A 25,396-nucleotide genomic window follows, 5' to 3' on the forward strand; every position below is an offset into this window, starting at 1 on the left:
GTAGATCCCTCGTCCCTCCCTGCGCCAAGCAGAAAAGGGAAAAAGTGGACGACTTTTCAGCCGCCCGCAGCAGGACAATCCAGCCGCTACCGTGGTCTAGTTTTCCACCGCCGTTCTCACCTTGTATCGTGGGGCCGGCTGGTGATGTGTATTCCGGCGTGTCTTCGCGCCTGGCTGAATTTCTGGTCGAGCCGCGCGTAGATGATCCCTCTGCAATCAGTGATCGAATTGATCTGGTTCTGGCGCACCGCGATGAAATTTCCGAGCTTCTGGGCAGAAGCCGTGAGGCCTATCAACGGATGTTCAGGGAGAAGCGCGAACAGCTTCTCAGGGCATTATATGAGCAGTGATCGGGAACGTTTGAAGAGAGGTGTGTTCCCGCATCCTGCCGCCGTGGTGGAAATGGCTGTTTCCTGAGCCATAAAACGACACGATCACCCGACCCTGCGCCCGTCCGCATCGAATATGTGCAGCGCATCCGGCGCGACCTTCAGAGGTAGGAGCGCGCCCGTCGGCGTGTCGAGAGCGGGGGGCAGGGTTGCGACCACCTTGTGTTCGCCAAGCAGGCCGGAGACAACCACTTCCGGGCCTGTCATCTCTGCAATTTCGGTGCGTGGCGCGAGGGTGACCTCCTCGGCATTTTCCGCCATATGAAGCGCTTCAGGGCGAATGCCGATGATAATGGGCTGGTTTTCTTCCAGAAGGCCGGAAGATTTCGCAGGAAGATCGAAGGCGGTGTCCGTGCCTTCCACAATTGCCCTGTTCCCGGCAACACGGGCAGGAAGCATGTTCATGGGCGGTGAGCCGACGAACTCGGCGACATATCTGGTCGCGGGCGTGTTGTAGATTTCCGCCGGGGTTCCGAACTGCTCGACACGGCCGTTGCGCATCAGGGCAACCTTGGTTGCGAGCGTCATGGCTTCGATCTGGTCATGGGTGACATAGACCACCGTGGTCTTGAGCATGGCGTGCAGCCGCTTCAATTCGGCGCGCATTTCCATGCGCAACTTGGCGTCCAGATTGGAAAGCGGTTCATCGAACAGGAAGACTTTCGGCTTGCGGACAAGCGCGCGCCCGATCGCGACACGCTGGCGCTGACCACCGGAAAGCTGACCGGGTTTCCGGTCCAGCAGGTTTTCGATCTTGAGCAGGCGCGCGGCCTCCTGAACGGCGGCGGCGCGCTCTTCTTTCGCCACACCGCGCATTTCCAGACCGAACCCGATATTGCGCGCGACGGTCAGGTTTGGATAAAGCGCATAGGACTGGAACACCATCGCGATGTCGCGGTTCTTCGGCGCAACGCCCAGAACCGAGCGGTCCTCGATGCGTATGTCGCCGGCAGTCGGATCGGCAAGTCCCGCAATCATGTTGAGCAGGGTGGATTTGCCGCAGCCCGAAGCGCCGAGAAGCACAAGGAAATCACCGCTCTCCAGGCTGATGTCAATGCCCTTCAGGGTCTCCACACTGCCGTAATTCTTGCGGATGTCGACGATTTCGAGTTCGCTCATGGCGAAGTCTCCCTCAAGGCTGTTTCAAGCTGAAAATCATAATGGCGGGGGGCGGTGGAGATCGCCTGCGAAGCGATTGCCACACCAGTTGCGAGGCAGTGCTCCAGCGGCGCGTGCTGTGCGCAGGCGGCCAGAAAACCTGCATTGAAGACATCACCCGCACCGATGGTGTCGATCACCTCAACGCTGGGGGCTGGAACCCTCACGATCCCGTCTTCGGCGCTGAGGCCGAGCGCGCCCAGTGGCCCGAGCTTCACGATCAGCGTCGCGTGGGGCTTCATCATGGCTTTCACGGCGCGCGCGGCATCGTGTTGCTCAGATTGGCCCGAGAGGCTGGCGACCTCGTTCTCGCTGGACAGGACATAGTCGCAGACACCCAGCCACTGGCGGGCTCTCGCACGGTTTTCCGCGGTCCAGCCGCCCACCGGCCAGCCCGTGTCGAGCGCGACCTGAATGCCGTTTTTCTGCGCGATCTCGAAGAAATGTGCGTAGTCGTCGGTGAGGCAGTTGGTAAGAAAAGAGCCACAAAGGAGAGCGATCCCGCCCTTGAGCGCCTTAATGTCGAGGCTTGCCAGCACGTCCTGTATGGACATGTGGGGCAGGTGCCCGTGTGTGGTGAAGAAGGTGCGCTCATTGTTGGGATGCGTGATGCCGACTGAAAGTGTCGTACTGCCCTCGCATGTGGGCCAGTCTTTGCCCAACTGGCCGAATGACTTGCGAAGCCAGCCGCCATATTCGTCGGAACCGACGGTTGCGGATATCTGGTGCGGGATCTTGAGCGCCTGCCAGGCGAGACTGGTGTTGCCTGCCGACCCGCCGACCCGAAATTCATCATGGTCGACGAGGATTTCGGTGCCGGCCTGAGGCCAGGCGGGCGCGGGGCCAAGGATGAGGTCGACATTCACATTGCCGATGACTGCAAGCGGCAGCATCACTCGCTCCTTGTGATCTTCGAAGAGCGAACGGGTGTTCCAGCGTCGCTGACCCGGGCGACTGCGAATTCGAGCATGAATGTCTGGGCGAGCGGCAGCAGCGCGAAGATGGCTGCGAGCCCGGAATGGGCTCCGGCCGACAGCACTGTGACGCGGGGATGCCGGAGAGAGGCTGAAGACGCATCGAACAGGATGACAGGCGAGCCTGCCTCGGCAGCAGAGCGCGCCATGCGATCAACAAGCGAAGCAGTGGCGTCTTCGGCCTTGAAGAGTACGACGCCAACATCGGGGCCAAGCATTTCCATGGGACCATGGCGCAATTGTCCGCCTTCGAGAGCGAAGCAGGGCAGGCGGGAGAGTTCCGTCAGCCCCAGCGCGAGCGCTTCGGCTGCGCCCTGCAGCGTACGGCCGGAAACGACGATGGACTGCACCTGATCGAAGGCATTCACGAGCGCTGAAACGGGCGCGGCTTGCGGTGATCGCAGGACGTTCTGGGCTGCCGAGACATCAATGCCCAACGCATCGAGAATGGCCATGTGCATGGCCAGCGTGACCGTCAGGCTGCGGGTGGCCGCGAAGGCGGTTTCCACGCCTCCGGCTCCGACCATGGAAGGCGCATGTGCGGCAAGCGTGGAGTTCTCTGCAAGGGTGAGGCCGAACACATCGCTGTCGCAGGCAGGGCTTTCATCCAGCCAGCGGAGTATTTCCGCGCTCTCGCCCGATTGCGAGGCAAGCAGGATGGTGCGCCCGGCGATTGGCAGCGGCTGGCCGAGCTGCTCCGATAGCGGAAGCGACAGCGCCTCGATGCCCGCCTCCCGGTAAAGCGGTTCGACCATTCTGGCGACGGCGTGCGATGCGCCCATGCCAAGCATCAACAGGTTTCCGGTCTTCTTGAGCGAAGCGGCGATCTGCATTGCCATGCTGTGGTTTGCCGTGAATGTGGCGCGGGCGTCCGGGTGTTGTCGCGCCATTTCGGCATCGATGGCGAGAGCACCCTGTGGGCGTGGCTGCCTGTTCATCCCTTCACGCCCCCGCTGGTGAGGCCGGAAATGAGCGCCCGCTGAAGAAGCGCACCGATAAGGACCGGCGGCAGGGCCGCGAGCACGCCGGCGGTGGCGATCAGCCCGTAATCGGAGACACGTCCGCCCGCCAGATCCGCGATGGCGACCGTCAGGGTCTTGGCGCGCAGATCGGATGTGAAGAGCAGTGCGTAGAAGAACTCGTCCCATGCCAGAAGGAATGCGAACAGCGCGGAAGTGGCGATGACGGGCGTCGCGAGCGGCAGAGTGATGATGCGCAGCGTCTGAAACAGGTTTGCGCCATCCATCATGGCGGCCGCCTCAAGCTCGCGCGGGATGCCATCGAAGCCGGATTTGAGAAGCCAGGTCGTGAATGGTGCAAGGATCGAGAGATAGACGAGCGCCAGACCGAACACCGAATTGAGAAGCTGCAGTTTCGCAAGCCCCATGAAGAGGGGGACGGACAGCGCGACGGGCGGCAGCATGTAGGTGAGGATGACCATGGAAAGCGACCAGCCGACGGCTGGCGTACGCGACACGGCCCATGCGGCGGGAACGGATACCGCCAGCGCCACAAGGGTGGCCATGGTGGCGACTTTCAGACTGTTGAACAGGGAGGCGACGAAGGCCGCGCCGGCGCTGTTTTCAACGGTGGAAAGAAGAAACTGATAGCGCGACCAGTCGAAGGTTTCCGGCCACCACTGCAATGGCTTTGCAGTGAGCTGCGTGGCAGGCGATACGCTCATGATCATGAGCCAGAACAAGGGCGCGAGGATGACGGCGGCGAGCAGAAGCGCGGTCGCATAGATGAAGAGCGTGAAGGGCAGGCTGCGGTGTTCCATTATGACGAACTCCCTGCCGCTTTGCGGATCAACATGGTGTAGACGCCTGCCAGAACGGTGACGAGGAGCGCGATGATCAGCGCCAGTGAGGCGCCTGAGCCCGCGCGCTGGAACGAGAAGGCTTCCTGATAGACGAGAATGGACAGGGTGCGCGTGCTGTTTGCCGGTCCGCCGCGCGTCATGACCCAGATGATGTCAAACACCTTGAAGGCCTCGATGGTGCGCAGCACGAGCGCGACCATGAGCGGTCCGACCAGATAGGGCAGCGTCACATGGCGAAACCGGGAGAAGGGACCTGCGCCATCAACCAGCGAGGCGGAGGTGATCTCGCGCGGCACCATCTGAAGTGCGGCAAGGGCGATCAGTGCAACGAGCGGGAAATTCTTCCAGGCATCGGCGATGATGAGCGCGGTCAGAGCGGAGGCCGGTTGCCCGAGCCAGGACTGGTAGTCGGTGGTAAGCCCGAGCTGGGTAACCAGCGCGTTCAATGCGCCATATTGCGGATTGTAGATCAGACGCCACAGCGTGGCGTTCACCACCGTCGGCAGCGCCCAGGGCAGGATGAGCAGCGCGCGCAGCAGTGTGCGGCCATAGAAGGCCTGGTTCAGCAGGAGCGCGGTCAGCACGCCGAGTACCATTTCAAGCGTCACTGAAACGACGGCGAAAATGGTGGTCGTGGAGAGCGTGTCGAGAAACCGGCTGCTTGAGAGCATCCGGGCGTAATTGTCCAACCCCACCCAGTCACCGCCAGTGCCCACGAGCCGGGCATCGGTGAAGGACAGGCGCAGCGTATCGAGAAGCGGCCAACCGACAATAGCGGTCATGACCACCAGCAGCGGCAGCATCATAAGCCACGCGCGCATGGTCAGGCGGGTGCCAGACACGGTGCACCTCCAGCGTTCGAGATATTCAGATACATGAAAGGGGGGCGGGGCGCATGGCCCCGCCCGGCCCGGAGTGGCTTACAGGCCGCTGTTCTCAACAGCGGACTGCAGGGCGTCTTCTGCGGAAGACTGACCGAGCAGCGTTTCCTGAATGGCCTGCTGAAGCGCAGCGGAGAGTTCCTGATAGCGCGGCGTCGTGGGACGCGGATACATCGCGGCGAGACCCTTGCCGGCAGCAGCGATAAGCTCTTCCTGTCCGCTGGTCACGGCTTCGTCTTCATAGGACGAGGCCCAGATCGGCAGGCTCCCCTTCGCATATTTGTCCTGAACGTCCTGCGAGGTCATGTAGACGATGTATTTCCATGCTTCGTCCACATTCTCGCTGGTGGCCGGAATGCCGAGGCCCATGGAGCCGTTCACGGCGGAAACCTCGCTCTTGCCCTCAATGCCCGGCGCGGCGACAACGCCGACCTTGCCGGCAACCTTGCTGTCCTCGGAGCTGTTGGCGAGGTTGTACATATAGGTCCAGTTCAGGGCGAATGCGGCTTCGCCGTTCTGGAACACGTTGCGCACGTCTTCTTCCAGGAATTCCTTCGAGTTGGGGTTGGTGAGGCCGCTCTCATAGCTGTTTGCCATGTATTCGAGCGCGCTCAGGCCGCCCCCGCTCTGGAAGGCAGGCTTGCCTTCTGCATCGAGAAACGCGCCGTCATAGGCGCTGACCAGCGTGGTGTAGTCGCAGATCGCGGCTTCGGCCTGCGCCCAGCTCCATGCGATCGGGTGCTCAACGATGCCTTTCTCTTTCAGGATTTTAGCCTGCTCGGCCAGCTCGTCCCAGGTGGTTGGCGGGTTTGCGATGCCGGCCTTCTCAAGCATTTCCTTGTTGTAGAAGAGGTACTTCGTGTCCAGAATCCACGGCATGCCGTAGTACTTGTCCTGATACTGAACCGTGGTCCATGCGCCGGGCAGAACCTCGTCCTTCATCGCGCCGGTGATGCGGTCGCTGACATCGACAAGGACGCCATTGGTTGCGTATTCGGCCGGCCAGATCACGTCGAACAGAACGATATCGTAGCCGCCGCCGGAACCCTGAGCGAGCACGGTCTTGTCATGCAGGCCCTCATAGGGGACGAATTCCAGGTTCACCTTGATGTCGGGATTGGCTTCAGTGAAGCGCTCCGTCATCTCGCGGACATCGCTCTCGCTGTAAGCGGCCTGCGCCATGAACAGGGCATTGAGCGTGGTCTCGGCATGGGCCTGCGGCACGAAGCATGCGCCGGCCAGAGCGGTCGCGAGCAGAGTTCTGCGGGTAATCTTCAGCATTTGTGTCTCCTCCATTTGCAGTTCCAACCCCCGGGGTTTGGGCCCGGGGCCTCCTTGTCTGTCGCTTTGTGCGACGCCGGCTTCGAACGTCCGGTGTTGCTGATCGATTAAATCAGTTGCCTTGACTTAATTATTTGTCGTTATTGTCTGAGCTGTCAATGGGAAATCTGATGGACGTGATTCGAAGCATCCGGGCGACGCCCGGAACCAACCAGGATGGGGCAAGCGCGCATAACCGGCGCGTGATCATTGATGCGTTGCGCATCAACGGTCCGATCTCGCGCGCCGATCTGGCGAGGGCGACGTCGCTGACGAAACAGGCGGTGTCCAACATTGTCGAGCAGCTCGCCAATGAAGGTTTCATCGAGGCTTTGCCCGCCGTGAAGCGTGGACGGGGGCAGCCTTTCACGCCCTATCAGCTTGTTCCCGAAGGCGCATTTGCAGTCGGTCTGCAGATCGATCGCTATGTGGTCAGAGCCGTGATGGTGGATTTTCTCGGCCAGCCAAGATTCAGGGCGCATGCGGCGATTTCCAGCGAAGCGCCCGAGGATGGCGTCGAGATCATCTCCAAGCTGATCGATGGCCTGCGCGAGAAACTTGCCGCTTCCGCACCGGACTGGGACCAGCGTATCGTCGGGCTTGGTGTCGCGATGCCGGGTCCGTTCGGCGTGTCAGCCAATGCTCACAACAAGTGGATGATGTCGGCCTGGCAGTCCTATCCCTTGCGCGAAAAACTCGCTGAAAAAACAGGACTGGCACCGGAGATCCAGAACGATGCGGCGGCGTCCGCCATTGCCGAGCGCATGGTCGGAGCGGCCAACGCTGTGGACAATGCGGTCTGCCTGTTTCTTGGCTTCGGTATCGGTACGGGCCTTATCCTGAACGGTGACATCTTCCGTGGGGCGAATGGCAATGCGGGCGAGATCGGCATGGCGCTCGCCCCTTGCGTGGATGGTGAAACCACGCTGGAGCACAGCGCCTCGCTGGCCTCTCTCTACAGCGCATTGCAGATCGATCCCGCGCTGCCCGATATTTACGCGCGTGTGGATGCTCTGGTGCAGGCGAGAGATCCCGCACTGGAAAAATGGGTCATCTGCGCTGCCGAAGACCTGCGGCGCAGCATCCAGCTTCTGGAAAACCTCTTCGACCCCGAGACGATCATCTTTTGCGGCGGCGCGCCCGAGTCGCTCGTCTCAAGGCTTATCGATGAAATGCAGCCGCTTCTGCCGTCTATTGTCGCGGACCGGGTGCGCAGTGTTCCAAGGCTCCAGCTTGGCAGGACCGATCCGTGGTCGGTTGCTCAGGGGGCGGCCGTCGAGCCGATCAGCCGAACCTTCGATCCGCGCTATTCGGCCCTTTGGAAGGGGCAGCCCAAAGTCGACTGATGGCAATCCATTCGTCAGGCAGCAGGGCCTCAGTGGTGTTCACGAGGAGGCCCGGCCTTCATCTTCGGCGCCGTCGCGTCGCAGCTTTCTGATGATCATCGGAAGGACGATAATCGCCACGCCAAGCGCGATGATGGTCAGCGAAACCGGACGGCCGAAGACGAATAGCGGGTTGCCTTCTCCCAGGCTCAGCGTCTGGCGGAGCCGGTCCTCGATGATCGGCCCCATGACGATGCCCATGATGAGCGCGACGACCGGCCAGCCAAGACGCAGCAGGACATAGCCCACCACGCCGGCTGCAAGCGCCACACCGCAATCGAACAGACGGCTGTTCACTGCGTAGATGCCGATCAGCGAGACCGCGATCACGCAGACCGCGAGGATCGCGGGCGGCACTTTCACGATCATGGCGAAGGGGCGCAGCAGGAGTGCGAGCATCGCGAAGGCGACGACGTTGATCAGGAGCATCGACCAGTAGAGCGTCGAGATCAGCTCCGGCTCCTTGATGAGGAGCAGGGGCCCCGGATAGATGCCGTTGAGCGTGAAGATGCCGAGCAGCACGGCGCTCAGCGCCTCACCGGGAATGCCGAGTGTGAGAAGCGGGATCAGTGCGCCTGCGGGCACGGCATTGTTGCCGGCTTCCGAGGCCACGCACCCTTCCGGATTTCCCTTGCCGAAACTTTCGGGGTCGCTGGAGCGGCGCTTGGCCACATCGTAGGAGATGAAGGAGGCAAGCACCGAACCCGGCCCCGGCAGGAGGCCGATGAAGGTTCCTAGAACGCCGGAGCGGATAAGGGTTCGCCAGTAGCGCAGCGTTCCGATGATGCGCGAAAAATCGAGTGTGTTGCGCCCGAGATCCAGCCGGTTCGTCTTGAGAATGCCCTGCTCGAGAAGCAGCAGAGACTGGCCGATGCCGAAGATGCCAAGCACCAGCGCGACAAGATCGAAGCCGTTCTGCATCGGCCAGAAGCCGAAGGTGAAGCGCGCGCTCAGTGTCGGACCGTCAATGCCGATGGTGGACAGGAAAAGCCCGACGCCAAGGAGAAGAAGGCCGCGTGACAGTTGGTCGCGGAAGGACACGACGACGAGCGTGACGCCGAAAAGCGCTGCGACCAGATATTCCGGCGGCCCGAAGCTTGCGGCCACATGCGAAAGGAGCGGCGCGAGCATGATGAGGATGACGATGCTGACGAGACCGCCGCCGAGAGAGCCGACGAGTGCTGCGGAAAGCGCGGTCTGCGCCTCACCGCGCGCGGTGAGCGGAAACCCGTCAAAGGCGGTGACGATGGAGGAGGGGACGCCCGGTGTTCGCAACAGGATTGCGGGAACCGCGCCACCGAAATAGCCGCCGCAGAACACGCCGAGCAGAAGCGAGAGCGCCACGGACGGTTCCAGCGAAAAGGTGAAGGGAAGGAGCACCACCATGCCCACCATCGGGCCGAGCCCCGGCAGAACGCCAACGATGATGCCGACCGTGGTGCCGATGACCAGCGCAGCGATGTTTGCGAACGAGAAGGCCTGGCTGAAGCCCTGTGCAAGAAATTCCATGAGTTCAGGCCCCAATCATTTCAAACAGCCAGGGGGCTGGAAACCAGATGTCGAGAAAGGTTTTGAAAGCCAGATGCACGGTCAGGGTCATGATGGCGGCGATGGCGACGGACTGCCAGGGACGCCGATAGACCATCAGGAGCCCGATGAGCACTGCCAGAAAGGTTGCGGCGGAAAGGCCAATTGCAGAAATGCCCAGCGGATAGAGGCACATCAGAACGAAGAGCGCTGCGGCGCGTCCGGGGAAGCCATTCCCGTCCACATGGAAGGGCAGGCCGACACGGTGGCGCAGCAGGCGCAGGATGGCGGGAACGGCCGAGAGAGCCGTTCCTGCCAGAACGATCATCGGGAAGATCAGCGGCCCCTTGTAAAAAGGGTCCGGACCGGACCGGTCGACCAGCCAGGGCGACAGGATGAGAAGCACGGCGGCTGCCATGCCGATCCCGGCAGCCAGTGTTTCATGCCCTGACGGCGCTTCTGCCGCGCTGGCGCTGTCTTCGTCCGTCCGGTTCGTCATGGGTGACTATTCCATGATCCCGAGATTTTTCATGGTCGTGCCGAATTCGGCCAGCTCGCGATCCATGCGCGCGCGCGCCTCATCAGGTCCGCTGGAATGCGGCACGACACCGACATTCTCGATCACCTCGGCCACTTTCTCGTTCTTCATCGCGGAGAAGAAGGCCGCGGAGAGCTTGTTGACGATTTCCTTGTCGGTCTGCTTGGGAACAAAAGCGCCGAACCAGATCGAATAGGCGTCACCATAGCCCTGTTCGGACACGTTGGGCACATCGGGATAGGCCGGCAGGCGGTCGGGGACCATGGCTGCGAGGATCTTCATCTTGCCGGCGTCGATGTAATCGGTCAGGCCCGGCGTTGAGAAGGTGATGACATCGGCATCGCCCTGCACGACCAGAAGCGGGTTCAATTCCGAATAGGCGGTCTCCTTCCACTCGAAGCCGCCGGTTTCGGCCACTTTCATGGCAATCAGGGTCGGCACTGCGCCAAGGCCCCAATGCGCCAGACGCAGCTCGTTCTTCTTGCCGTATTCGGCAAGCTCATCGAGATTGGAATAGGGAGCGTCAGCGCGCGCGGCCAGCGTGAAGGGGCTCGACCACACCAGGCCGAGCGGCTGGAGGTCGTCGTTTTTGTATGGCGTCTTGCCGCGCAGCACCTGCGTGATCATCGGGCCAATGGAAACCAGTCCCATCGTGTAGCCATCGGGACGGGCGTTCGCCAGATCGGCAGCGCCAAGCACCGCGCCGCCGCCGGGCTTGTTGACCACCTTGACCGGCACGCCAAGTTCATCCGACATCACCGGCGCAATTGCGTTGGCGACCAGCGTAGACGGATCGTTCGGCGCGGGCCACGGAATGATGATCTGGATCGGCTTCGACGGCCAGTCGGCCATGGCCGCCCCCATCGAGACGCCGAGAACGGCGGTTGCAGCGAGCGCTGCGCGTAACAACTTACCAAACATGTTTTCCTCCCATTTCGTTTTTCAGGCCCGTTTCAGGTTTCAGCCTCCTCGGCCGGGCGGGCAGCCCGGTGGCTCATCATTGGCTGCAGCTTGTCGAGAAGCGAAAACAGGGTCTCAAGTTCGCCCGGCGTCAGCGCCGCCACGACAAGCTGGTTGCGCTCAAAGGCGCGTGCGAGAATGCGCCGGTGCACATCCGCGCCTTCGCCGGTCGTGCGCAGGCGGATCGTCCGCTGGTCGTCCGGATCGGGTTCCGCCTCCACGAGCCCCTTTTTCGCCAGCACATTCACGACGCGGCTCAACTGCCCCTTGTCGATGAGCAGGGTGCGGGCCACTTCGAAGAAGCGCACCGGCTCCGATGCAGCGATGATGCCGAGCACCCGCCACTCCACGATGCGAAAGCCGAATTCCGTCGCAAGCCATTGCTGCGCGATGCGGTCGCCCGCCGCGCCAAGCATGGCGACGCGGAAGGTGAGCAGATCACGAATGTCGCCGATCCGTGGATGGAGCGCGACGGTCTCGTCTGGTCCTATCGATGCTGGCATGCTGCCTGCCATTGCTTTCCGCTCGACATCGTTGCGTTTGTCAACGATATCGTGTTTAGTTTTGTTGTCTTTGTCAACGGTCTATCGAGCGGAGTCCCATGTCGGGTAAGCCAAGGAACATCCTTTTCATTATGTATGATCAGCTGCGGTTCGATTATCTGAGCTGCGCGGGGCATCCCTGTCTGGAGACACCGAATTTCGACCGGGTTGCATCCATGGGCGTGCGGTTCACGCGGGCCTATGTGCAGTCGCCCGTGTGCGGCGCTTCGCGCATGAGTTTCTACACCGGCCGCTATGTGCATTCCCATGGCGCGAGCTGGAACGGCTTTCCCCTGAAGGTGGGCGAGATCACGCTCGGCGATCACCTGAGGCGGCTCGGCATGGATGCGGCTCTTGTCGGCAAGACGCATATGCGGGTGGACGCCGACGGCATGGAGCGGCTTGGCCTGACGCGGGACTCGATCATCGGCGCACGGGTGGCCGAATGCGGCTTCGACATCTTCGTCCGTGATGACGGCCTGTGGGGTGAGGGGCCGGCCGGCCACTATGATACGGGTCCGCAGCCCTATAACGACTACCTCAAGGAGAAGGGCTATCCGGGCTCAAACCCCTGGCATGACTTCGCCAATTCCGCGGTCGATGACGATGGCGACATGGCGTCCGGCTGGTTCATGGAAAACGCCGACAAGCCGGCAAATATCGCGGAAGAGGATTCCGAGACGCCCTGGCTGACGCGCCGGGCGGAAGAGTTCATCGCGTCGCGCGGCGACAGGCCGTGGCTTTGCCACCTCTCCTACATCAAGCCGCACTGGCCCTACATCGTGCCCGCGCCTTATCACGACCTCTATTCCGCGCGTGACGTTATCGCGCCGGTTCGTTCCGAAGGTGAGCGGCAGAACCCGCACCCGCTTTATCGCGCCTTCATGGACAACACGATCGGCAAGGCCTTCCGCCGCGACGAGGTGCGCGAGAAGGTGATCCCGGCCTATATGGGTCTCATCAAGCAATGTGATGACCAGCTTGGGCAATTGCTGGACTTTCTGGAACGGTCGGGCCGTCTGGAAGACACGATGATCGTCATCACCTCAGACCATGGCGATTACCTTGGCGATCACTGGCTGGGCGAGAAGGATCTCTTCCACGAGCAGTCGGTGAAGGTGCCCATGATCATTTTCGATCCTTCTGCGAAAGCTGACGCCACGCGCGGACAGGTCTGCGACGCGCTGGTCGAGTCGATCGATCTGGCGGCAACTTTTGTCGAATTCGCCGGCGGCGAGGTGCCTGATCATGTGCTGGAAGGCCGTTCTCTGATGCCGTTCCTCCACGGTGAAGAGCCAGCCGAATGGCGGGATTTCGTGATTTCGGAATATGATTATTCCCAGACCTCGATGGCCGAGGAACTGGGTGTGCCGCCCAAACAGGCGCGGCTTTTCATGGTTGCGGACAAGCGCTGGAAATTCACGCATGTCGAGGGTTTCCGCCCCATGCTGTTCGATCTCGTGAACGACCCCCAGGAACTGCGTGATCTTGGTGATGATGCAGAGTATGAGGACATCCGGCAGATGATGGCGGAACGCCTTGCGGAATGGGCGCGCAGGCCCTCGCAACGAACCACGAAATCCGACGCGCAGATCATTGCCGGGCGCAATGGTTCCGACGGCAAGGGCATCCTGATCGGCGCCTATGAAGAAGCCGATATAGGGCCCGAGTTCACCGAGCGATACAGGGGCAAGCCGGGGCGTTAGACCCGCGCGGCTGGCCACTCATCGGGAAGCCTCAGCGTGAAGGTGGAGCCGATCCCGGCGGTGCTGACGAAGTCTAGCCTGCCGCCGAGAAGCTCGGCGAGCTGGGCGGAGATGCTCAGTCCAACGCCGGTACCGGGAACCTCTTGGGCGGTGCTCGCCCGGAAGAAGTGGCCGAACAGCTTGTCCTGCTCCTCTGCCGGAATGCCGATGCCCTGATCCTGAACCGAAAAACAGATCTGCCGGTTCTCCGCGCGGACGCCGATCAGCACGGTCTCGGTCTCCGGCGAGTATTTGACGGCGTTGGAGACAAGATTGGTCAGAACCTGCTCCGCCAGAAACGGGTCCGACACGAAGGAGGGCGGAACTTCGTCGCCGATCACGATGTCGATGGCCCGATCCGGCGTTTCCGTTAGCTGGCGGGCTTTTACCCGTTCCAGAAGAGCGGCGATGTCGCAGTTTCGCGGCTTCATTGCGACCTGACCGGTATCCAGACGGATGACCTCAAGCGTTGCCTCGATCAGTCTGGTCAGATCGCCCACCTCCGAGCGCACCTGAAGCGCGCGGCGTTGGATCTCGGCCTGGTCCATGGCGTCGCCGCTGCGCAGAATGCGCTGCATGGAAGAATCGATCACGGCAAGCGGGGTCCGAAACTGATGCGACACCAGCCCGACGAAACTGCGGTATAGCTCTGCGCTTTCGCGCTCGCGCGAGAGCGACATGCGAATGCGCTGTCTCTCCGCCATGGTCCGGAGCATCATGACCGACAGGAAAATGCCGAGCGCGATGATCCCCAGGATCGACACGATGACCTGAATGATGGCCGCCTGCTGCCTGTCGAGGCGCGCGCCGGTTGCATCCCAGTGTTTGACCATGGAGCGATTGGCGGCGCGACCGAGATCCCTACTGAGGGTTTCAAGCAGTTCGTGTATCGAGAGCGCCACCGTGGCGTCGCCGAGGGAGAGCGTGTGTAACTCGGTCTCCAGTGCCCGGATGGCGCTGTCCTGCCGGGCAAGGCTCTCTCCCATGCCCAGTTCTTCCATATAGCGTGCCTGCGGACCTTCGGTGAGAAGGGCGAGACGGCTCAGGAGCACGTCATAGCGCCGCGCGATATCCACCTCGCTATCCGGAATGGAGCTTTTCTGCGAGACCGCCACATCAAGCAGCAACGCGGCCGATTGCGCCTGCGATATGGACCACAGCATGTTGTCGCCCTGGCTGCGCCGTATCTCCGCCTCGGTGTCGAGCAGGCGAATGAGGGCAAAGACCAGCAACACCGCGAAGGCGAGGATCGTGACGCCAACCGTGACATAGGCGAAGAGGTCGCTTCCGCGCTTCATTCCACGTTCAGCCGAACGAGTTGCCAGACCCAGCGATAGTCATAGCGGATGTCCTGCAATGCGTCGTGATCGTCGCGCGGATAAACGATCCACAGAGGACCCTTGTCGCTTGGCTGGAGCCTTTGGCCGTCCATATGCGTCGCGACGAGAACATCGAAGCGCGCGAAATCTTCCATGGGAATGTCGATGATGTAGTCGTTGATGGCGCTTGCCGTCACCGTTTCTCCATCCGCCCCGAGATAATCGAGCAGATCGCGCATCAGGAAACCGTCGAAGCGGCGAACCCCGTCGGTCACAACCGTTGTTGTCTCGACGGATTTCTGCGGCAGCGCCGCCAGCATGGCCTCGTCAAAGAGCGCTCTATCATCGGCATTCGTACGTTTGATACTGCCGGTCACCGTCAGCACCACATCTCCGGTCGGGGAGGACAAATTGTCTTCTCCGGCAAGGGCTGGCGGCAGGAACGCGACAAGCCCGGCGCCGAGAAGCGCGATGCGCGCAAGTCTTCTGATCTGCCCTGTCCGCGATGCATCCGACCGCGTTTCGCAAGCGCCGGCCATGCCGGCGAAAGTGTTTTGCGACATTGGTGTTCCCCCGTTTCACCGCCCCGCACCATCAAACTCTCAAGGACGCGCGCGTTCAAGGGCCGATGGCTGCAAGAGCGAAGTCTGATCCGCTGAGAGACGGGTTAGCAGGCATGGGTGATGAAGGGGTGAAGGTTTGGCGCGGGCCGAAATGATGCTCCGGGGCGTCCAGCGTGTTGTGGACGCCCCGGAATGGCGCTGCCGCGGGAGGTCAGCCGTTCGCGGTCGCCGGGTCGGGGTTGGCGCGCGGCGGCTGATAGGACGCGGCCTTCTCCTTGAGGCTGGAGAATTTCTTCGAAAGCTGTTCAAGCTTTGCTTCCCAGGCAGGGTCCGGAACCTGCCCCTTGATGGTGCGGAAATAGACTTCCATCATGCAGGTGATGGCAAATGGCTCCAGCAGCGCCGCCTTGACCGACCATGCGAAAAGCAGGGCGAAGACAACGCCACCGGCCGACCATGCGCCGGGAATGAGATAGACGGCGAGGCCCGCAGGCGCGAGCATGATGAGGAAGACGACGAAGGACAGCCCGTAGACGATGAGCGCCAGCCAGGCCGCGTTCTTGAGCATCGGCTTGTAGTTCTGGGCGTAGAGCACCAGCCCGGTCCGCGCGGATTCCCAGGCATTGTCGGAATTGGTGCGGATCGCAAATGCCAGGATGACTTCATCGATGAAACCCACCGCAATGCGCAGGAAGGCGTGAATGATCGAAACGAACTGCTGTGCGCCCGGGATCGGCAGAATGCTCACCATGCCGCGCACCAGCCCGGTGATTGCGCGCAGCACGCCCTTGACCAGCTGATCGATGCCGAAAAGCACGCTCGCCTGTACAAAGCGCCGCGAAATTTCCTCACGGGCATAGGAAACCTGCGAGCGTCCTTCGGGCAGTTCTTCCCCGTCGAGCAATTTCACAAGCACGGCGATATGGCCGGCCTTGACGACATAGAGAACATATTCCCGCAGCAGATACATCACCGCCGCGACCACGCCGAAGCCGATGACGCCGCCCCACATGGTCGTCGTCGCCTGAAAGTCGGGATCACCGAACCCGCCGATGCCCCAGCCGACGCCGGCGCCGACACCGGTGACGAGAACATAGGCCACGGCAGCGCCGAAATAGACCGCCATCCGCAGCACAATGAACGGCATTGTCCGGGCCATCAGCCCCAATGCGCGCCCTATGGAAAAATCCCACATTCCCTTGTCTCTCCGACGGTTGAATCAGTTTTGCAAAAACTATTGACGATAGGGAAGATGCGCCCCCTTCGTTTGAACGGGGATATGCCCGAGGCTTTCGAACACAACCGGTTGGACATGCTGCATGGATGCACGGGCGCGTCATTCTTGACGGGGTGTCGTCGGAGGCTCACGCATGTCATTCTATGGGTTGGCGACAGGGAAGGGGGAACACGGGCGGCAATGGCAGGCAACGGATCGAAACCAATTATTCTGTGCGTCGAGGATGAGCGTCATCTGCGGCAGGACATCATCGATGAACTCGGGATCGCCGGCTATGAGGCGCTGGCGGCCAGAGACGGGCGCGAAGCGCTTGCCATGCTGGAGACAAGCCGCCCGGATCTCATTCTCTGCGACATCACCATGCCGCGACTGGACGGCTATGGATTGCTGGAAGCGGTGCGCAGCAGCCATCCCGGTCTGGCGGATGTGCCTTTCGTGTTTCTGACGGCGCTCGACGAGCGTGACGCCGTCATCAATGGCAAGCGTGCGGGCGCTGATGATTATCTGGTCAAGCCGATCGACTTCGACCTGATGCTTGCCACCATCGAGGCGCGGCTGCGACAGGTGGAGCGACTGGGACAGGGCGCGGGGCGCGAACTGGACGCGATGCGTCAGGCGCTGACCGACGCACGCGCCGGCACGGCTGCCGGCATGCGGCGCGTTGTCGATCTTCTCTCCTTCGGTGTCGTTCTGGTGTCGGGCTCTGGTGTTGCATTTGCCAATCGCGCGGCGCAGGCCATTCACCGGGCCGGCGACGGTCTGGTCATCGACAGGGCGCTTCGGCCTGCCTCCTCCAATCTCGCGGCTGAGATGAAATCGTTTTTGGCCGAGGCCTGCGAGGCTGCCCGGCTTGGCCGGGATCACCTTTCGAGCCTGTCGGTGCCGCGCCTCTCCGGTCAGCGCGACTTTCTGCTTACGGCCTGCGCGCTGCCCGATACAAGCGAGGCCATGAATGGAGATGCGCAGGCGGTGGTGTTCATCTCCGATCCCGAGCGCCGTCCTGCGGTTCCTGACGAACTGCTTGCCAAGCTGTTTGACCTGACACCGACAGAGGCGCAGGTCGCGCGCGCTCTGGCGCATGGTCGGCGAACCGATGAGATCGCTCAGGATCTTGCCGTGTCACCCACCACGGTCGCGTTTCATCTGCGCAATCTTTTTGGAAAGACGGGCACCCATCGGCAGGCGGATCTGATCGTGCTGCTTTTGACCGGGCTTGCATCCATCTCGGGGCCGGAATTGGAAGCAGCTCCACAGCCGCAAACTTGAAGCGTCCTGTGTGCTCGGCTTTGGGAACATCGCGGCGACCTTTCCGCGATGCTCCAGATTGTAGGCAAGTTATCGATTGTTGATTGACCCGGCAGCCCCCCGCCCCCGGGCGAAGTGAACCCCAACAGTTTCATCGAGACCACCGGAGAGCTTATCCATCTGGTCGAAGAGCGCGCCCTTCGTTTGAATAGGGCGGCTAACTTTTTTCGAAGCGCCGCCCTGTATGGCGTCATCCGGCATTTTCAGCTTCGGCCGTATTCGAGTGTCCGCATCACGCCGCGCAGTTCGGCCAGCCCTTTCAGCCTGCCGATGCCGGAATAGCCGGGATTCACACGCTTGCCGAGGTCGTCCAGAATGGCGTGCCCATGGTCGGGACGCATGGGGATCTGCCCGCCGCGCCGCCTTTCTTCATCAAGTAGGGCGGCGACCACGGCGATCATGTCGGTATCGCCGTCCAGATGCTCTGCTTCATGGAACGAGCCGCACGGCTCCCTCTTCACATTGCGCAGATGCGCGAAGTGAATATGTGGCCCAAGCGCCTTCGCCATGGCCGGAAGGTCGTTTGCCGGGTTCGCGCCGAGCGAGCCGGTGCAGAAGGTCAGGCCGTTTGCCCTGGACGGAACGGCATCGAGCAGCGCCTTGAGGTCGTCATGCGTCGAAACGATGCGCGGCAGGCCGAATAGCGGGAACGGGGGATCGTCCGGGTGGAGCGCCATGACCACGCCTTCCTCCTCCGCGACCGGCATGATCTCCCGGTGGAAGGCCGCCATATTTTCGCGCAGGCCATCGGCCGAGATGTCGCGATAGGTATCCAGCATGCGCCGGAAGCTCTCGCGGTCATAGACGAATTCACGGGCCGGCACCCATTCGATGAGATTGCGCTCCAGCCGCGCCAGATCGCTTTCGCTCATCGTTTTCAGGCGCTCGCGCGCGGCCTCCACGCGCTCGGCCGGGTGATCCGCCTCTGCGCCCGGACGTGCGAGGATGAAGAGATCGTAGACGCAGAACTCGATTGCATCGAAGCGCAGCGCCGTCCCGCCATGTGGCATCGGATAGTCGAGATCCGTGCGCGTCCAGTCGGTGATGGCCATGAAATTGTAGCAGATGGTGCGCACGCCGGCGCGGGCGACATTGCGGATCGAGGTCTTGTAATTGTCGATCAAGGTCCGGAAATCACCGCTGCGCGTTTTGACATGCTCATGCACGATAACGCTTTCCACGACCGACCATTCGAGGCTGGCCTGTTCGATTTCGTGCCGGCGTTTGTCGATCTCGTCCTGCGGCCAGGCGCGGCCGTCATTGAGATGATGCAGGGCGGTGACGATGCCTGTCGCACCCGCCTGCCGCACATGGGCGAGCGTCACCGGATCGTCCGGGCCAAACCAGCGCCACGTCTCTTTCATTGGGTGATGTCTCCTCGAGCGTAATGGGCAAGGGCCGCCGAAACGCCATCATCCGAGATGCGCTGACAGGCTTCGATGACGGCGGGCAGATATCGGTCGATCCCGTCGAAACGGGCCGCTTCAAGAACAGCGGCGACGGTGTCGGCAGTGTTGTCTGTGTTCGCGATGGCCGCTTTCAACGTCTCATCCAGCGGATCGGTGAAGGCGCGCGGCTCGCCTCTGTTGGCGAGTGCTGCAATCCAGAGTGCAACACCGGCTGCAAGATGCGGTACATCTCCGCCGGCATCCAGCCGCTCCAGCAGTGGACTGATGAAGCGCTGCGGCAGTTTCTGGGAGCCGTCATTGGCAATCTGCGCCGTGCGATGGCGCAGCGCCGGATTGGCGAAACGATCTGCAAGCCGCGCCGTGTATTCGTCGGGCATCAGGCCGGCATGGGCGGAGAGCGTCCGGGCAGTTTCCCGCCACAGACCCTTCACGAAACCATGGATAACCGAATCGGCAAAGGCATCCGCCACCGTCTCGCGCCCGAGCAGTTGCCCGGCATAGGCGAGGGCTGAATGCGCGCCGTTCAAAAGCCGGAGCTTCATCTCTTCGAAAGGGGCGATATCGGTGACCATCTCGACGCCATGGCGCTCCCAGGCGGGCCTGCCCATCGGGAAATTGTCTTCCACCACCCATTGCTTAAAGGGCTCGGTCACGACGGGCCATGCATGTTCGGCACCGAGCGCCTGTGCGACCCGTTCGCGGTCGGCATCCGTGGTCGCCGGAACGATGCGGTCCACCATGCTCGATGGGAACGCGACATTGTGCTCGATATAGCGGCCCAGTTCTGGGTCGCGGAGGGTCGCAAATTCGATAACGAGGCGGTGCGCCGTCAAGGTTTAGCCGAGCCTCTGGCTTGTCTCTGCATCGAACAGATGCGCCTTGTCTGCCTGCACGCCAAGGCGCAAGGTGTCGCCGGCACGTATGTTCACGCGGTCGCGGAGCAGGGCCGAAACGATCTGGTCTCCGAGGCGAACCTGAACCAGCGTTTCAGAGCCCGTCGGCTCGACATTGGTTGCAACGGTCTCGAACCCTTGGCCATCGTCCGCCAGGTGAAGATGCTCCGGCCGGATGCCGTAGACCACCTTGCCGACTGTCGGCGGCGCGCCTTCGAACGGCAGTTCCGCCCCGGCTTCGATGCGAACGCTCTTGCCGCCATCGGCATTGACGCCCTGTAGAAGGTTCATCGAGGGAGAGCCGATGAAGCTTGCCACGAATGTGTTGTTCGGGCGGTCGTAAAGGTCCAGGGGCGCGCCGACCTGCTCCACGATGCCGTCGCGCATGACGACGATCCGGTCAGCCATGGTCATGGCCTCAATCTGGTCATGCGTCACATAGACCGTGGTGGTTTTCAGCCGCGCGTGAATGTCCTTGAGCTCCGCGCGCATCTGCACGCGCAGCTTGGCGTCCAGATTGGAAAGCGGTTCGTCGAACAGGAAGACCTGCGGATTGCGCACGATGGCGCGCCCCATGGCGACGCGCTGGCGCTGACCGCCGGAGAGCTGGCGCGGATAGCGGTCGAGATAATCGGCGAGGCCGAGAATGCCGGCTGCTTCGCGCACGCGCTGGTCGATCTCGTCTTTCGGACGTTTGGCGAGCCTGAGCGAAAAGCCCATGTTCTCGGCAATCGTCATGTGCGGATAAAGCGCGTAGTTCTGGAACACCATCGCGATGTCGCGGTGCTTGGGCTCCACATCGTTGATGACGCGTCCGCCGATGCTGATCGTGCCGCCGGAAATGTCCTCAAGACCAGCGATCATGCGTAGAAGCGTGGACTTGCCGCAGCCGGAAGGTCCGACCAGAACCACGAACGCGCCATCCGGCACGTCGACGGATACGCCTTTGATGGTTTCGAGCTGTCCGTAGAATTTGCGGACATCCTGGATGTCGACTGAAGCCATGGTTACCTCGAGGCGTAAGCGGGGTGTGACGTTGAAAGAGCCTCTGCAACGCGGATTGCGGCAAGAAGGCTCAGACCGGTGTGATATCCGGGGTCCAGATCTGGCGTGGCGGGCACATAGTCGGTGGGGCCATCCGCCGTGCGGGTCTGGTAGGCAATGGCCGGCGCACCGCGCCAGTAATATTCAAAGAATGCGCTGTCCGCCTGCTGCCAGATGGCGAGACTGTCGGCGCTGCCGGTGAGCTGATGGCAGAGCGCGGCGGCGCGGATCGTTTCCGGCAGCGACCACCATGGCCGGTAGGGGCTGAGCTTTTTGCCGGAAGAAACCGAAACGGTCAGATGCAGCCCGCATTCGGCGAAGCTCGCCCGAAACGAAGCGATCAGGATGCGCTCCAGCGTGGCGACCAGCGCCGGGTTGTTGCGAACGGGCGCGTGCTCCAGCGCAAAGCCCGCAAACTCGATCCCGTGTCCGACATTGCAGTCATCGCCGCCGGGCACATTGCGCAGCAATCTGGTTGTCTCGTCTAGATGGTACTTGATGACATGATCGATGAAACGCTGCGCATAGGCGGTGTGGTCCGAGAGGCCGCAGCGTTCCAGCATGCCGGCAGCGCCGAGCAGAATCATGCGCGGCCCGAAATCATCCAGTTCGCAGGCCAGCGCTTCGCCGCCCAGAGGCTCTTCCTCACCCATCTGGAATCGGCCATCCTCGATTGCCGCAATCACATCGGCGAGATAGCGCAGATGTTGTGGCAGCTCTTCGGGGGCATAGCGCGAAGCTGCAGCCACCAGCCCCTTGGCGGTGAATGCGTCGGAATAGGTGAACACGTCTCCTGCCGGTTCCTGAGCAGTCACCGCACCATCGTCTGCCGCGCGGACAGGCCGAAGCCCGGCATCGTAGCGGAAATAGGCATGGCCATCGCGCCCCCGCAGCTCTTTCAGGAGCTCAAAGAGTGCGCGCCCGGCCTCATCAAGGCGCTGAGACAGCGCTGCGTCACGGGTCTCGAAAAACGCGGCATGGCTCACAAGCGCTTCAAGACCACGCCCCTGAATCCAGCCATAGGTGTAGTCCGGCCCGCGCAGCCCGTCGGCCTCGCCATAATCGGCAAGGGTCAGGCTGTTCATCTTGGTGTTCAGGAAGCCCGCCCCGAGCGCGGGGCGGTCCAGCATCCACTCAAGCGTTCCGGCATTTGCCGATGCGTAGCGGGTGGCTGCTTCCTGAAAGAAGGCGTTCTGAGCGGTCATTCCTTCATCCCCGTGCTGGCGACGCCCTGCACGAAGTTGCGGCGCAGGATCACGAACAGGGTGATGGAGGGCACGAGCACGGCCGCAGACGCTGCGCTCAACCGGCCAAGATCGACCGTAAAGCCGGTCTGGAAGAGGGCGAGGCCAACCTCGATCGTGTAGCTGTCGCGTGTCGTCGTCACGATCATCGGCCAGGCGAAGGAGGTCCATGCCTGGAAGAAGGCGAGAACGGCGAGCGCCCCGAGCGCGCCGCGCAGCAGCGGCAGCACGATCTTCCAGAAGATCCAGAATTCACCGGCCCCGTCGATGCGCGCGGCCTCAAGCAGTTCGTCCGGGATGGAATGCATCACGTTCTGGCGAACCAGAAAGATGCCAAAGCTCATCACCAGGTAGCCAAGCAGCAGACCCCATAGGGAATTGAGGACGCCCAGCGCCTGTGCCTGGAAATAGAGCGGGATCATGTAGACCTCGAACGGCACGATGGCCGTGGCGAGAACCAGAATGAAGATGATGTTGAGTGAGCGGAACGGAAACTTGGCCAGCACATAACCGGCGATGGCCGAGGTGATCACAATCGCCACCATGGAAAGGGTGGAGAAGGCGACGCTGTTGAAGATCCAGAGCGGCAGCGGTGTGTCCGCCAGCACCGAGCGGAAATTCTCCAGCGTCGGATCGGACGGGATCAGGCGCGGCGGCCAGGCCAGCATTTCCTGTGGTGTCTTGAAGGCGTTCGAAACGAGGAACACCAGCGGCAGGATCATCAGGATGGAGAAGCCGAACAGGAACACATCGATGGAAAAGTCGATGAGCTTGCCCTTGGTTCTCATGCGCCCGCCGGCTTTCGGGTGCGCGCTGGAGGCGGCGATGGTCTGTGTCATTTCCGCCCCTTTTCCCTGAGCAGGCCGAACTGGATAAGCGTCAGAACGAGAACGATGGAGAGAAGCACCACGGCCTCGGACGCCGCATAGCCGACGCGGTAATTGCGGAAGCTGTTTTCGAGCATGTCGAGCACCAGAACCCGAACCTGCCTGCCGGGCGCGCCCTGCGAGTCCGAGGCAAGAACGAAAGCCTGCGCATAGACATTGAAGGCCGAGATCAGCGTAACGACGGAAACATAGAGCGTGATGGGCTTCAGCATCGGCACCGAGACGAACCAGAAGCGCTGTACGCCGGATGCGCCATCAAGCTTGGCCGCTTCAAAGAGAGAGACCGGGAGGTTTTTGAAGCCGACCAGATAGATCAGCACGGCATAGCCGAGCGCCTGCCAGGAACACAGGATGATGATACAGATCACCGAAAGAACGGGATCGAAAAGCCAGGCCTGCGCCGGAATTCCAAAAAATTCGAGCAGAGCGTTGAGTGGGCCGAGCTTGGCGTCAAAAATCCATTTCCAGGCCATTGCCGCCGGCACCAGCGACACCACATGCGGAATGAAGACCGATGTTTCGTAGAAACCGGAGAAGCGCGAATGCGTGCGGTGGTGGATGAGCCCGGCGATCACCATGGCGGTGGGGACCGTGAGAATGACCACGCCGAAAGCAATAATCGACGTGTTGGTCAGGGCGTTCAGGAAGAGCTGGTCGTGAAAGAGCTCGCGGAAGTTGGCCAGGCCGACGAACGGTTTGTTCTTCGACAGGATGTTCCACTGATGCAGGCTCAGCCGCAATGTCTCGACGATTGGGTACATGCGCACCCAGGCAAAAATCGCCAGAGTCGGTAGGATTGCCAGAATGGCAAAGCGCCATCGCTTTTGTTGCAGCATTGTGTTCCCGTCCGCCTGAAGTCACTGACCGGAAACGGCGCGGACGCCGTCTCCGGGATGAGGGTATCGATGAAGCGCCTACTCGGCGAGAAGGCCTTCGCGCTTCAGGATGTTGTTGGTCTCTTCGGCTGCCCTGGCGAGCATCGCGTCGATTGCGGCGTCGTCTTCGGCCAGCGAGGCATCGCCATAGGCGTTGGTCAGCTGGGCGGCGAGGCGCGTCAGCACCTCTTCGATCGGACCAATGGCCGGCAGGGTGAAGAACTTGTAGTCAGCCGGGTAATCGACGAACGCGCCATAGGCGGGAACCTTCTCCGTGACGACGCCGTAGTCGACGCCCGAACGGTTGGGCAGCCAGCCGACATTGTCCAGAAGCCAGACAAGGTTTTCCGGATCGTTGGCGGCCTGCACATAGGCCCATGCGGCCTCTGCGTCTTCACCTTCGACGGAGTTCACATAGAGATTGGCCGGCAGGGCGATGGAGCCGACCGGCAGCGGCGCGGTTGCGTAGTTCAGGTCGGGCGACTTGGCAGCAATGTCGGCGATGACCCAGGACTCGCGGATGAACATGGCCGTCTGACCGCGCTCGAAAGCCTCGGCGTCTGCCGGCATTTCAGGCGTCACGGTCTTCAGGACATGCACGTTCTCGAGATACTGCTTGACCGCCTTGCGGCCAGCCTCGTTGGCGTAGTTCGCCTGCCATTTGCCGTCGCTCACCTCTTCAATGACCGAGCCGCCATACTGGAACAGGTTGATCCAGAATTTTTCCGCAATGCCCTGTCCGCCGCCCGAAAGGCGCAGGCTCCAGCCCGAAACGGTCGCCTTGCCGTCTTCGTCGCGCTGGGTCAGCTTCTCGGCGTAATCCGTATAGGCTTCCATGGTCTGAGGCGGCTCTTTGAGGCCGGCTTCCTCGAACATGTCGACATTGTAGAAGAGGGCGCCCTGACCGCGGAAAAGCGGAACGCCGTAGACGGTTCCGTTCTTGGAAGCGGCATCGACGAAGAACTCGCCGAAATTGTCCTTGTTGGTGACGAAGCCCGCCACGGCTTCCGGCGCTGCCGGCAGAAGATCGTTTTCGATGTAGCGGCTGGCCGTGGAACCGGCGAGCTCGATCACGGTCACGCCGGCGGAGCCGGAGGTGAGGCCAAGCGCAATGCGCTTCTCGTGTTCGCGCAGCGCAATGGCTTCAACGTTGACCTCGAGATCGGGGTATTTTTCTTTCAGCGATTCCGCCACATGCTCATAGAACGGCGCCATCTCGGGGTAGCCGCTCCAGACATTGATGGTCTGGGCGAATGCGGAGCCGGAAACAGCGGTGATCGCCGCCGTCAGCGACAGGGCCGCGATGCGCGCGGTGAAGCTGGAGCTGCCGGATTTCTGGGTGCTGGACCTGTACGCTCTCATCTTTTGTTCTCCCTTTC

Annotated in this window: 24 protein-coding genes; 4 read left to right on the forward strand and 20 right to left on the reverse strand. The window is 61.8% G+C overall.

Going from position 1 to position 25,396, the window contains the following annotated elements; all coding sequences use genetic code 11:
* Positions 1 to 350, forward strand: a 350-nt coding sequence (locus JYP46_RS14470) for a hypothetical protein (RefSeq protein WP_206548478.1), incomplete at its 5' end; no start/stop codon positions are given.
* Between the two features lie 84 nt (positions 351 to 434).
* Here the strand turns inward: JYP46_RS14470 and JYP46_RS14475 are convergent.
* The 6 genes from JYP46_RS14475 to JYP46_RS14500 all read right to left on the reverse strand — a co-directional run bounded on the left by JYP46_RS14475 (position 435) and on the right by JYP46_RS14500 (position 6,505).
* Positions 435 to 1,508: an ABC transporter ATP-binding protein gene (locus JYP46_RS14475; RefSeq protein ID WP_206548479.1), complete on the reverse strand. Its 1,074-nt coding sequence runs from the start codon at positions 1,506 to 1,508 to the stop codon at positions 435 to 437.
* Positions 1,505 to 2,440: a carbohydrate kinase family protein gene (locus tag JYP46_RS14480; protein ID WP_206548480.1), complete on the reverse strand. Its 936-nt coding sequence runs from the start codon at positions 2,438 to 2,440 to the stop codon at positions 1,505 to 1,507. The genes JYP46_RS14475 and JYP46_RS14480 overlap by 4 nt, the downstream gene beginning before the upstream one ends.
* Positions 2,440 to 3,459, reverse strand: a complete 1,020-nt coding sequence (locus JYP46_RS14485) for an SIS domain-containing protein (protein ID WP_206548481.1) — start codon at positions 3,457 to 3,459, stop codon at positions 2,440 to 2,442. The genes JYP46_RS14480 and JYP46_RS14485 overlap by 1 nt, the downstream gene beginning before the upstream one ends.
* Positions 3,456 to 4,301, reverse strand: a complete 846-nt coding sequence (locus JYP46_RS14490; RefSeq protein ID WP_113156714.1) for a carbohydrate ABC transporter permease — start codon at positions 4,299 to 4,301, stop codon at positions 3,456 to 3,458. Before JYP46_RS14490 ends, JYP46_RS14485 begins: the two co-directional genes overlap by 4 nt.
* On the reverse strand, positions 4,301 to 5,185 hold the full coding sequence (locus tag JYP46_RS14495; protein WP_113156715.1) for a carbohydrate ABC transporter permease: 885 nt from the start codon (positions 5,183 to 5,185) through the stop codon (positions 4,301 to 4,303). The genes JYP46_RS14490 and JYP46_RS14495 overlap by 1 nt, the downstream gene beginning before the upstream one ends.
* Before the next feature lie 78 nt (positions 5,186 to 5,263).
* Entirely contained in the window at positions 5,264 to 6,505 is a 1,242-nt protein-coding gene (locus JYP46_RS14500) for an extracellular solute-binding protein (protein ID WP_206545010.1), read from the reverse strand.
* Between the two features lie 170 nt (positions 6,506 to 6,675).
* Here JYP46_RS14500 and JYP46_RS14505 point away from each other — a divergent pair, with 170 nt between their 5' ends.
* The gene (locus tag JYP46_RS14505) at positions 6,676 to 7,890 is read left to right on the forward strand and encodes an ROK family transcriptional regulator (RefSeq protein ID WP_206548482.1); all 1,215 of its coding nucleotides are present in this window, start codon (positions 6,676 to 6,678) and stop codon (positions 7,888 to 7,890) included.
* A gap of 39 nt (positions 7,891 to 7,929) precedes the next feature.
* Here JYP46_RS14505 and JYP46_RS14510 read toward each other — a convergent pair whose 3' ends face one another.
* From JYP46_RS14510 to JYP46_RS14525, 4 genes are read right to left on the reverse strand one after another with little or no spacing between them, the layout of a single operon-like run.
* Positions 7,930 to 9,438 (reverse strand): tripartite tricarboxylate transporter permease, encoded by a 1,509-nt coding sequence (locus JYP46_RS14510; RefSeq protein WP_206548483.1) that lies wholly within the window; start codon positions 9,436 to 9,438, stop codon positions 7,930 to 7,932.
* A gap of 4 nt (positions 9,439 to 9,442) precedes the next feature.
* Positions 9,443 to 9,955, reverse strand: coding sequence for a tripartite tricarboxylate transporter TctB family protein (locus JYP46_RS14515; protein ID WP_206548484.1), 513 nt, complete (start codon positions 9,953 to 9,955; stop codon positions 9,443 to 9,445).
* Between the two features lie 6 nt (positions 9,956 to 9,961).
* A complete protein-coding gene (locus JYP46_RS14520; protein WP_206545006.1) occupies positions 9,962 to 10,915 on the reverse strand; it encodes a Bug family tripartite tricarboxylate transporter substrate binding protein in 954 nt (317 codons plus the stop codon).
* Positions 10,916 to 10,947: 32 nt separating this feature from the next.
* A complete protein-coding gene (locus JYP46_RS14525; protein ID WP_206548485.1) occupies positions 10,948 to 11,457 on the reverse strand; it encodes a MarR family winged helix-turn-helix transcriptional regulator in 510 nt (169 codons plus the stop codon).
* Positions 11,458 to 11,555: 98 nt separating this feature from the next.
* On the opposite strand from JYP46_RS14525, the gene JYP46_RS14530 reads away from it, so the two are divergent.
* Positions 11,556 to 13,202, forward strand: a complete 1,647-nt coding sequence (locus tag JYP46_RS14530) for an alkaline phosphatase family protein (RefSeq protein WP_206548486.1) — start codon at positions 11,556 to 11,558, stop codon at positions 13,200 to 13,202.
* Here JYP46_RS14530 and JYP46_RS14535 read toward each other — a convergent pair.
* The 3 genes from JYP46_RS14535 to JYP46_RS14545 form a co-directional block, all read right to left on the reverse strand.
* Complete coding sequence (locus JYP46_RS14535; protein WP_206548487.1) at positions 13,199 to 14,539, reverse strand: sensor histidine kinase; 1,341 nt, start codon at positions 14,537 to 14,539, stop codon at positions 13,199 to 13,201. The two genes, JYP46_RS14530 and JYP46_RS14535, sit on opposite strands and share 4 nt — an antisense overlap.
* Positions 14,536 to 15,123: a putative pterin-binding protein gene (locus tag JYP46_RS14540; RefSeq protein ID WP_206548488.1), complete on the reverse strand. Its 588-nt coding sequence runs from the start codon at positions 15,121 to 15,123 to the stop codon at positions 14,536 to 14,538. The genes JYP46_RS14535 and JYP46_RS14540 overlap by 4 nt, the downstream gene beginning before the upstream one ends.
* 211 nt (positions 15,124 to 15,334) lie before the next feature.
* Entirely contained in the window at positions 15,335 to 16,318 is a 984-nt protein-coding gene (locus JYP46_RS14545; protein WP_113156724.1) for a hypothetical protein, read from the reverse strand.
* A 222-nt stretch (positions 16,319 to 16,540) separates the two neighbouring features.
* Here JYP46_RS14545 and JYP46_RS14550 point away from each other — a divergent pair, with 222 nt between their 5' ends.
* The gene (locus tag JYP46_RS14550) at positions 16,541 to 17,626 is read left to right on the forward strand and encodes a response regulator (protein ID WP_206545001.1); all 1,086 of its coding nucleotides are present in this window, start codon (positions 16,541 to 16,543) and stop codon (positions 17,624 to 17,626) included.
* A 242-nt stretch (positions 17,627 to 17,868) separates the two neighbouring features.
* On the opposite strand, the gene uxuA is transcribed toward JYP46_RS14550, so the two are convergent.
* The 7 genes from uxuA to JYP46_RS14585 form a co-directional block, all read right to left on the reverse strand.
* A complete protein-coding gene (gene uxuA, locus JYP46_RS14555) occupies positions 17,869 to 19,029 on the reverse strand; it encodes a mannonate dehydratase (RefSeq protein WP_206548489.1) in 1,161 nt (386 codons plus the stop codon).
* Positions 19,026 to 19,907, reverse strand: a complete 882-nt coding sequence (locus JYP46_RS14560) for a mannitol dehydrogenase family protein (protein ID WP_222474145.1) — start codon at positions 19,905 to 19,907, stop codon at positions 19,026 to 19,028. The genes uxuA and JYP46_RS14560 overlap by 4 nt, the downstream gene beginning before the upstream one ends.
* 3 nt (positions 19,908 to 19,910) lie before the next feature.
* Positions 19,911 to 20,972 carry an ABC transporter ATP-binding protein gene (locus tag JYP46_RS14565; RefSeq protein WP_206548490.1) on the reverse strand — a complete coding sequence of 354 codons (1,062 nt, stop codon included), beginning with the start codon at positions 20,970 to 20,972 and terminating at the stop codon, positions 19,911 to 19,913.
* Between the two features lie 2 nt (positions 20,973 to 20,974).
* Positions 20,975 to 22,216 carry an AGE family epimerase/isomerase gene (locus tag JYP46_RS14570; protein ID WP_206548491.1) on the reverse strand — a complete coding sequence of 414 codons (1,242 nt, stop codon included), beginning with the start codon at positions 22,214 to 22,216 and terminating at the stop codon, positions 20,975 to 20,977.
* Positions 22,213 to 23,094 carry a carbohydrate ABC transporter permease gene (locus JYP46_RS14575; RefSeq protein ID WP_206548492.1) on the reverse strand — a complete coding sequence of 294 codons (882 nt, stop codon included), beginning with the start codon at positions 23,092 to 23,094 and terminating at the stop codon, positions 22,213 to 22,215. The genes JYP46_RS14570 and JYP46_RS14575 overlap by 4 nt, the downstream gene beginning before the upstream one ends.
* Positions 23,091 to 23,978 (reverse strand): carbohydrate ABC transporter permease, encoded by an 888-nt coding sequence (locus tag JYP46_RS14580; protein ID WP_113156729.1) that lies wholly within the window; start codon positions 23,976 to 23,978, stop codon positions 23,091 to 23,093. The genes JYP46_RS14575 and JYP46_RS14580 overlap by 4 nt, the downstream gene beginning before the upstream one ends.
* 78 nt (positions 23,979 to 24,056) lie before the next feature.
* Positions 24,057 to 25,379 carry an extracellular solute-binding protein gene (locus JYP46_RS14585; RefSeq protein ID WP_206548493.1) on the reverse strand — a complete coding sequence of 441 codons (1,323 nt, stop codon included), beginning with the start codon at positions 25,377 to 25,379 and terminating at the stop codon, positions 24,057 to 24,059.
* Positions 25,380 to 25,396 lie beyond the last annotated feature (17 nt).

Origin of the sequence: Nitratireductor aquimarinus (assembly GCF_017255295.1) — a bacterium.
Classification (GTDB): domain Bacteria; phylum Pseudomonadota; class Alphaproteobacteria; order Rhizobiales; family Rhizobiaceae; genus Nitratireductor; species Nitratireductor aquimarinus.

Excerpts from the sequence above, each read along its gene's own strand:
- JYP46_RS14475 (WP_206548479.1), bottom strand. The coding sequence starts at position 1,508 with ATGAGCGAACTCGAAATCGTCGACATCCGCAAGAATTACGGCAGTGTG.
- JYP46_RS14480 (WP_206548480.1), bottom strand. The coding sequence starts at position 2,440 with ATGCTGCCGCTTGCAGTCATCGGCAATGTGAATGTCGACCTCATCCTT.
- JYP46_RS14485 (WP_206548481.1), bottom strand. The coding sequence starts at position 3,459 with ATGAACAGGCAGCCACGCCCACAGGGTGCTCTCGCCATCGATGCCGAA.
- JYP46_RS14490 (WP_113156714.1), bottom strand. The coding sequence starts at position 4,301 with ATGGAACACCGCAGCCTGCCCTTCACGCTCTTCATCTATGCGACCGCG.
- JYP46_RS14500 (WP_206545010.1), bottom strand. The coding sequence starts at position 6,505 with ATGCTGAAGATTACCCGCAGAACTCTGCTCGCGACCGCTCTGGCCGGC.
- JYP46_RS14505 (WP_206548482.1), top strand. The coding sequence starts at position 6,676 with ATGGACGTGATTCGAAGCATCCGGGCGACGCCCGGAACCAACCAGGAT.
- JYP46_RS14510 (WP_206548483.1), bottom strand. The coding sequence starts at position 9,438 with ATGGAATTTCTTGCACAGGGCTTCAGCCAGGCCTTCTCGTTCGCAAAC.
- JYP46_RS14515 (WP_206548484.1), bottom strand. The coding sequence starts at position 9,955 with ATGACGAACCGGACGGACGAAGACAGCGCCAGCGCGGCAGAAGCGCCG.
- JYP46_RS14520 (WP_206545006.1), bottom strand. The coding sequence starts at position 10,915 with ATGTTTGGTAAGTTGTTACGCGCAGCGCTCGCTGCAACCGCCGTTCTC.
- JYP46_RS14525 (WP_206548485.1), bottom strand. The coding sequence starts at position 11,457 with ATGCCAGCATCGATAGGACCAGACGAGACCGTCGCGCTCCATCCACGG.
- JYP46_RS14530 (WP_206548486.1), top strand. The coding sequence starts at position 11,556 with ATGTCGGGTAAGCCAAGGAACATCCTTTTCATTATGTATGATCAGCTG.
- JYP46_RS14535 (WP_206548487.1), bottom strand. The coding sequence starts at position 14,539 with ATGAAGCGCGGAAGCGACCTCTTCGCCTATGTCACGGTTGGCGTCACG.
- JYP46_RS14540 (WP_206548488.1), bottom strand. The coding sequence starts at position 15,123 with ATGTCGCAAAACACTTTCGCCGGCATGGCCGGCGCTTGCGAAACGCGG.
- JYP46_RS14545 (WP_113156724.1), bottom strand. The coding sequence starts at position 16,318 with ATGTGGGATTTTTCCATAGGGCGCGCATTGGGGCTGATGGCCCGGACA.
- JYP46_RS14550 (WP_206545001.1), top strand. The coding sequence starts at position 16,541 with ATGGCAGGCAACGGATCGAAACCAATTATTCTGTGCGTCGAGGATGAG.
- uxuA (WP_206548489.1), bottom strand. The coding sequence starts at position 19,029 with ATGAAAGAGACGTGGCGCTGGTTTGGCCCGGACGATCCGGTGACGCTC.
- JYP46_RS14565 (WP_206548490.1), bottom strand. The coding sequence starts at position 20,972 with ATGGCTTCAGTCGACATCCAGGATGTCCGCAAATTCTACGGACAGCTC.
- JYP46_RS14570 (WP_206548491.1), bottom strand. The coding sequence starts at position 22,216 with ATGACCGCTCAGAACGCCTTCTTTCAGGAAGCAGCCACCCGCTACGCA.
- JYP46_RS14575 (WP_206548492.1), bottom strand. The coding sequence starts at position 23,094 with ATGACACAGACCATCGCCGCCTCCAGCGCGCACCCGAAAGCCGGCGGG.
- JYP46_RS14580 (WP_113156729.1), bottom strand. The coding sequence starts at position 23,978 with ATGCTGCAACAAAAGCGATGGCGCTTTGCCATTCTGGCAATCCTACCG.
- JYP46_RS14585 (WP_206548493.1), bottom strand. The coding sequence starts at position 25,379 with ATGAGAGCGTACAGGTCCAGCACCCAGAAATCCGGCAGCTCCAGCTTC.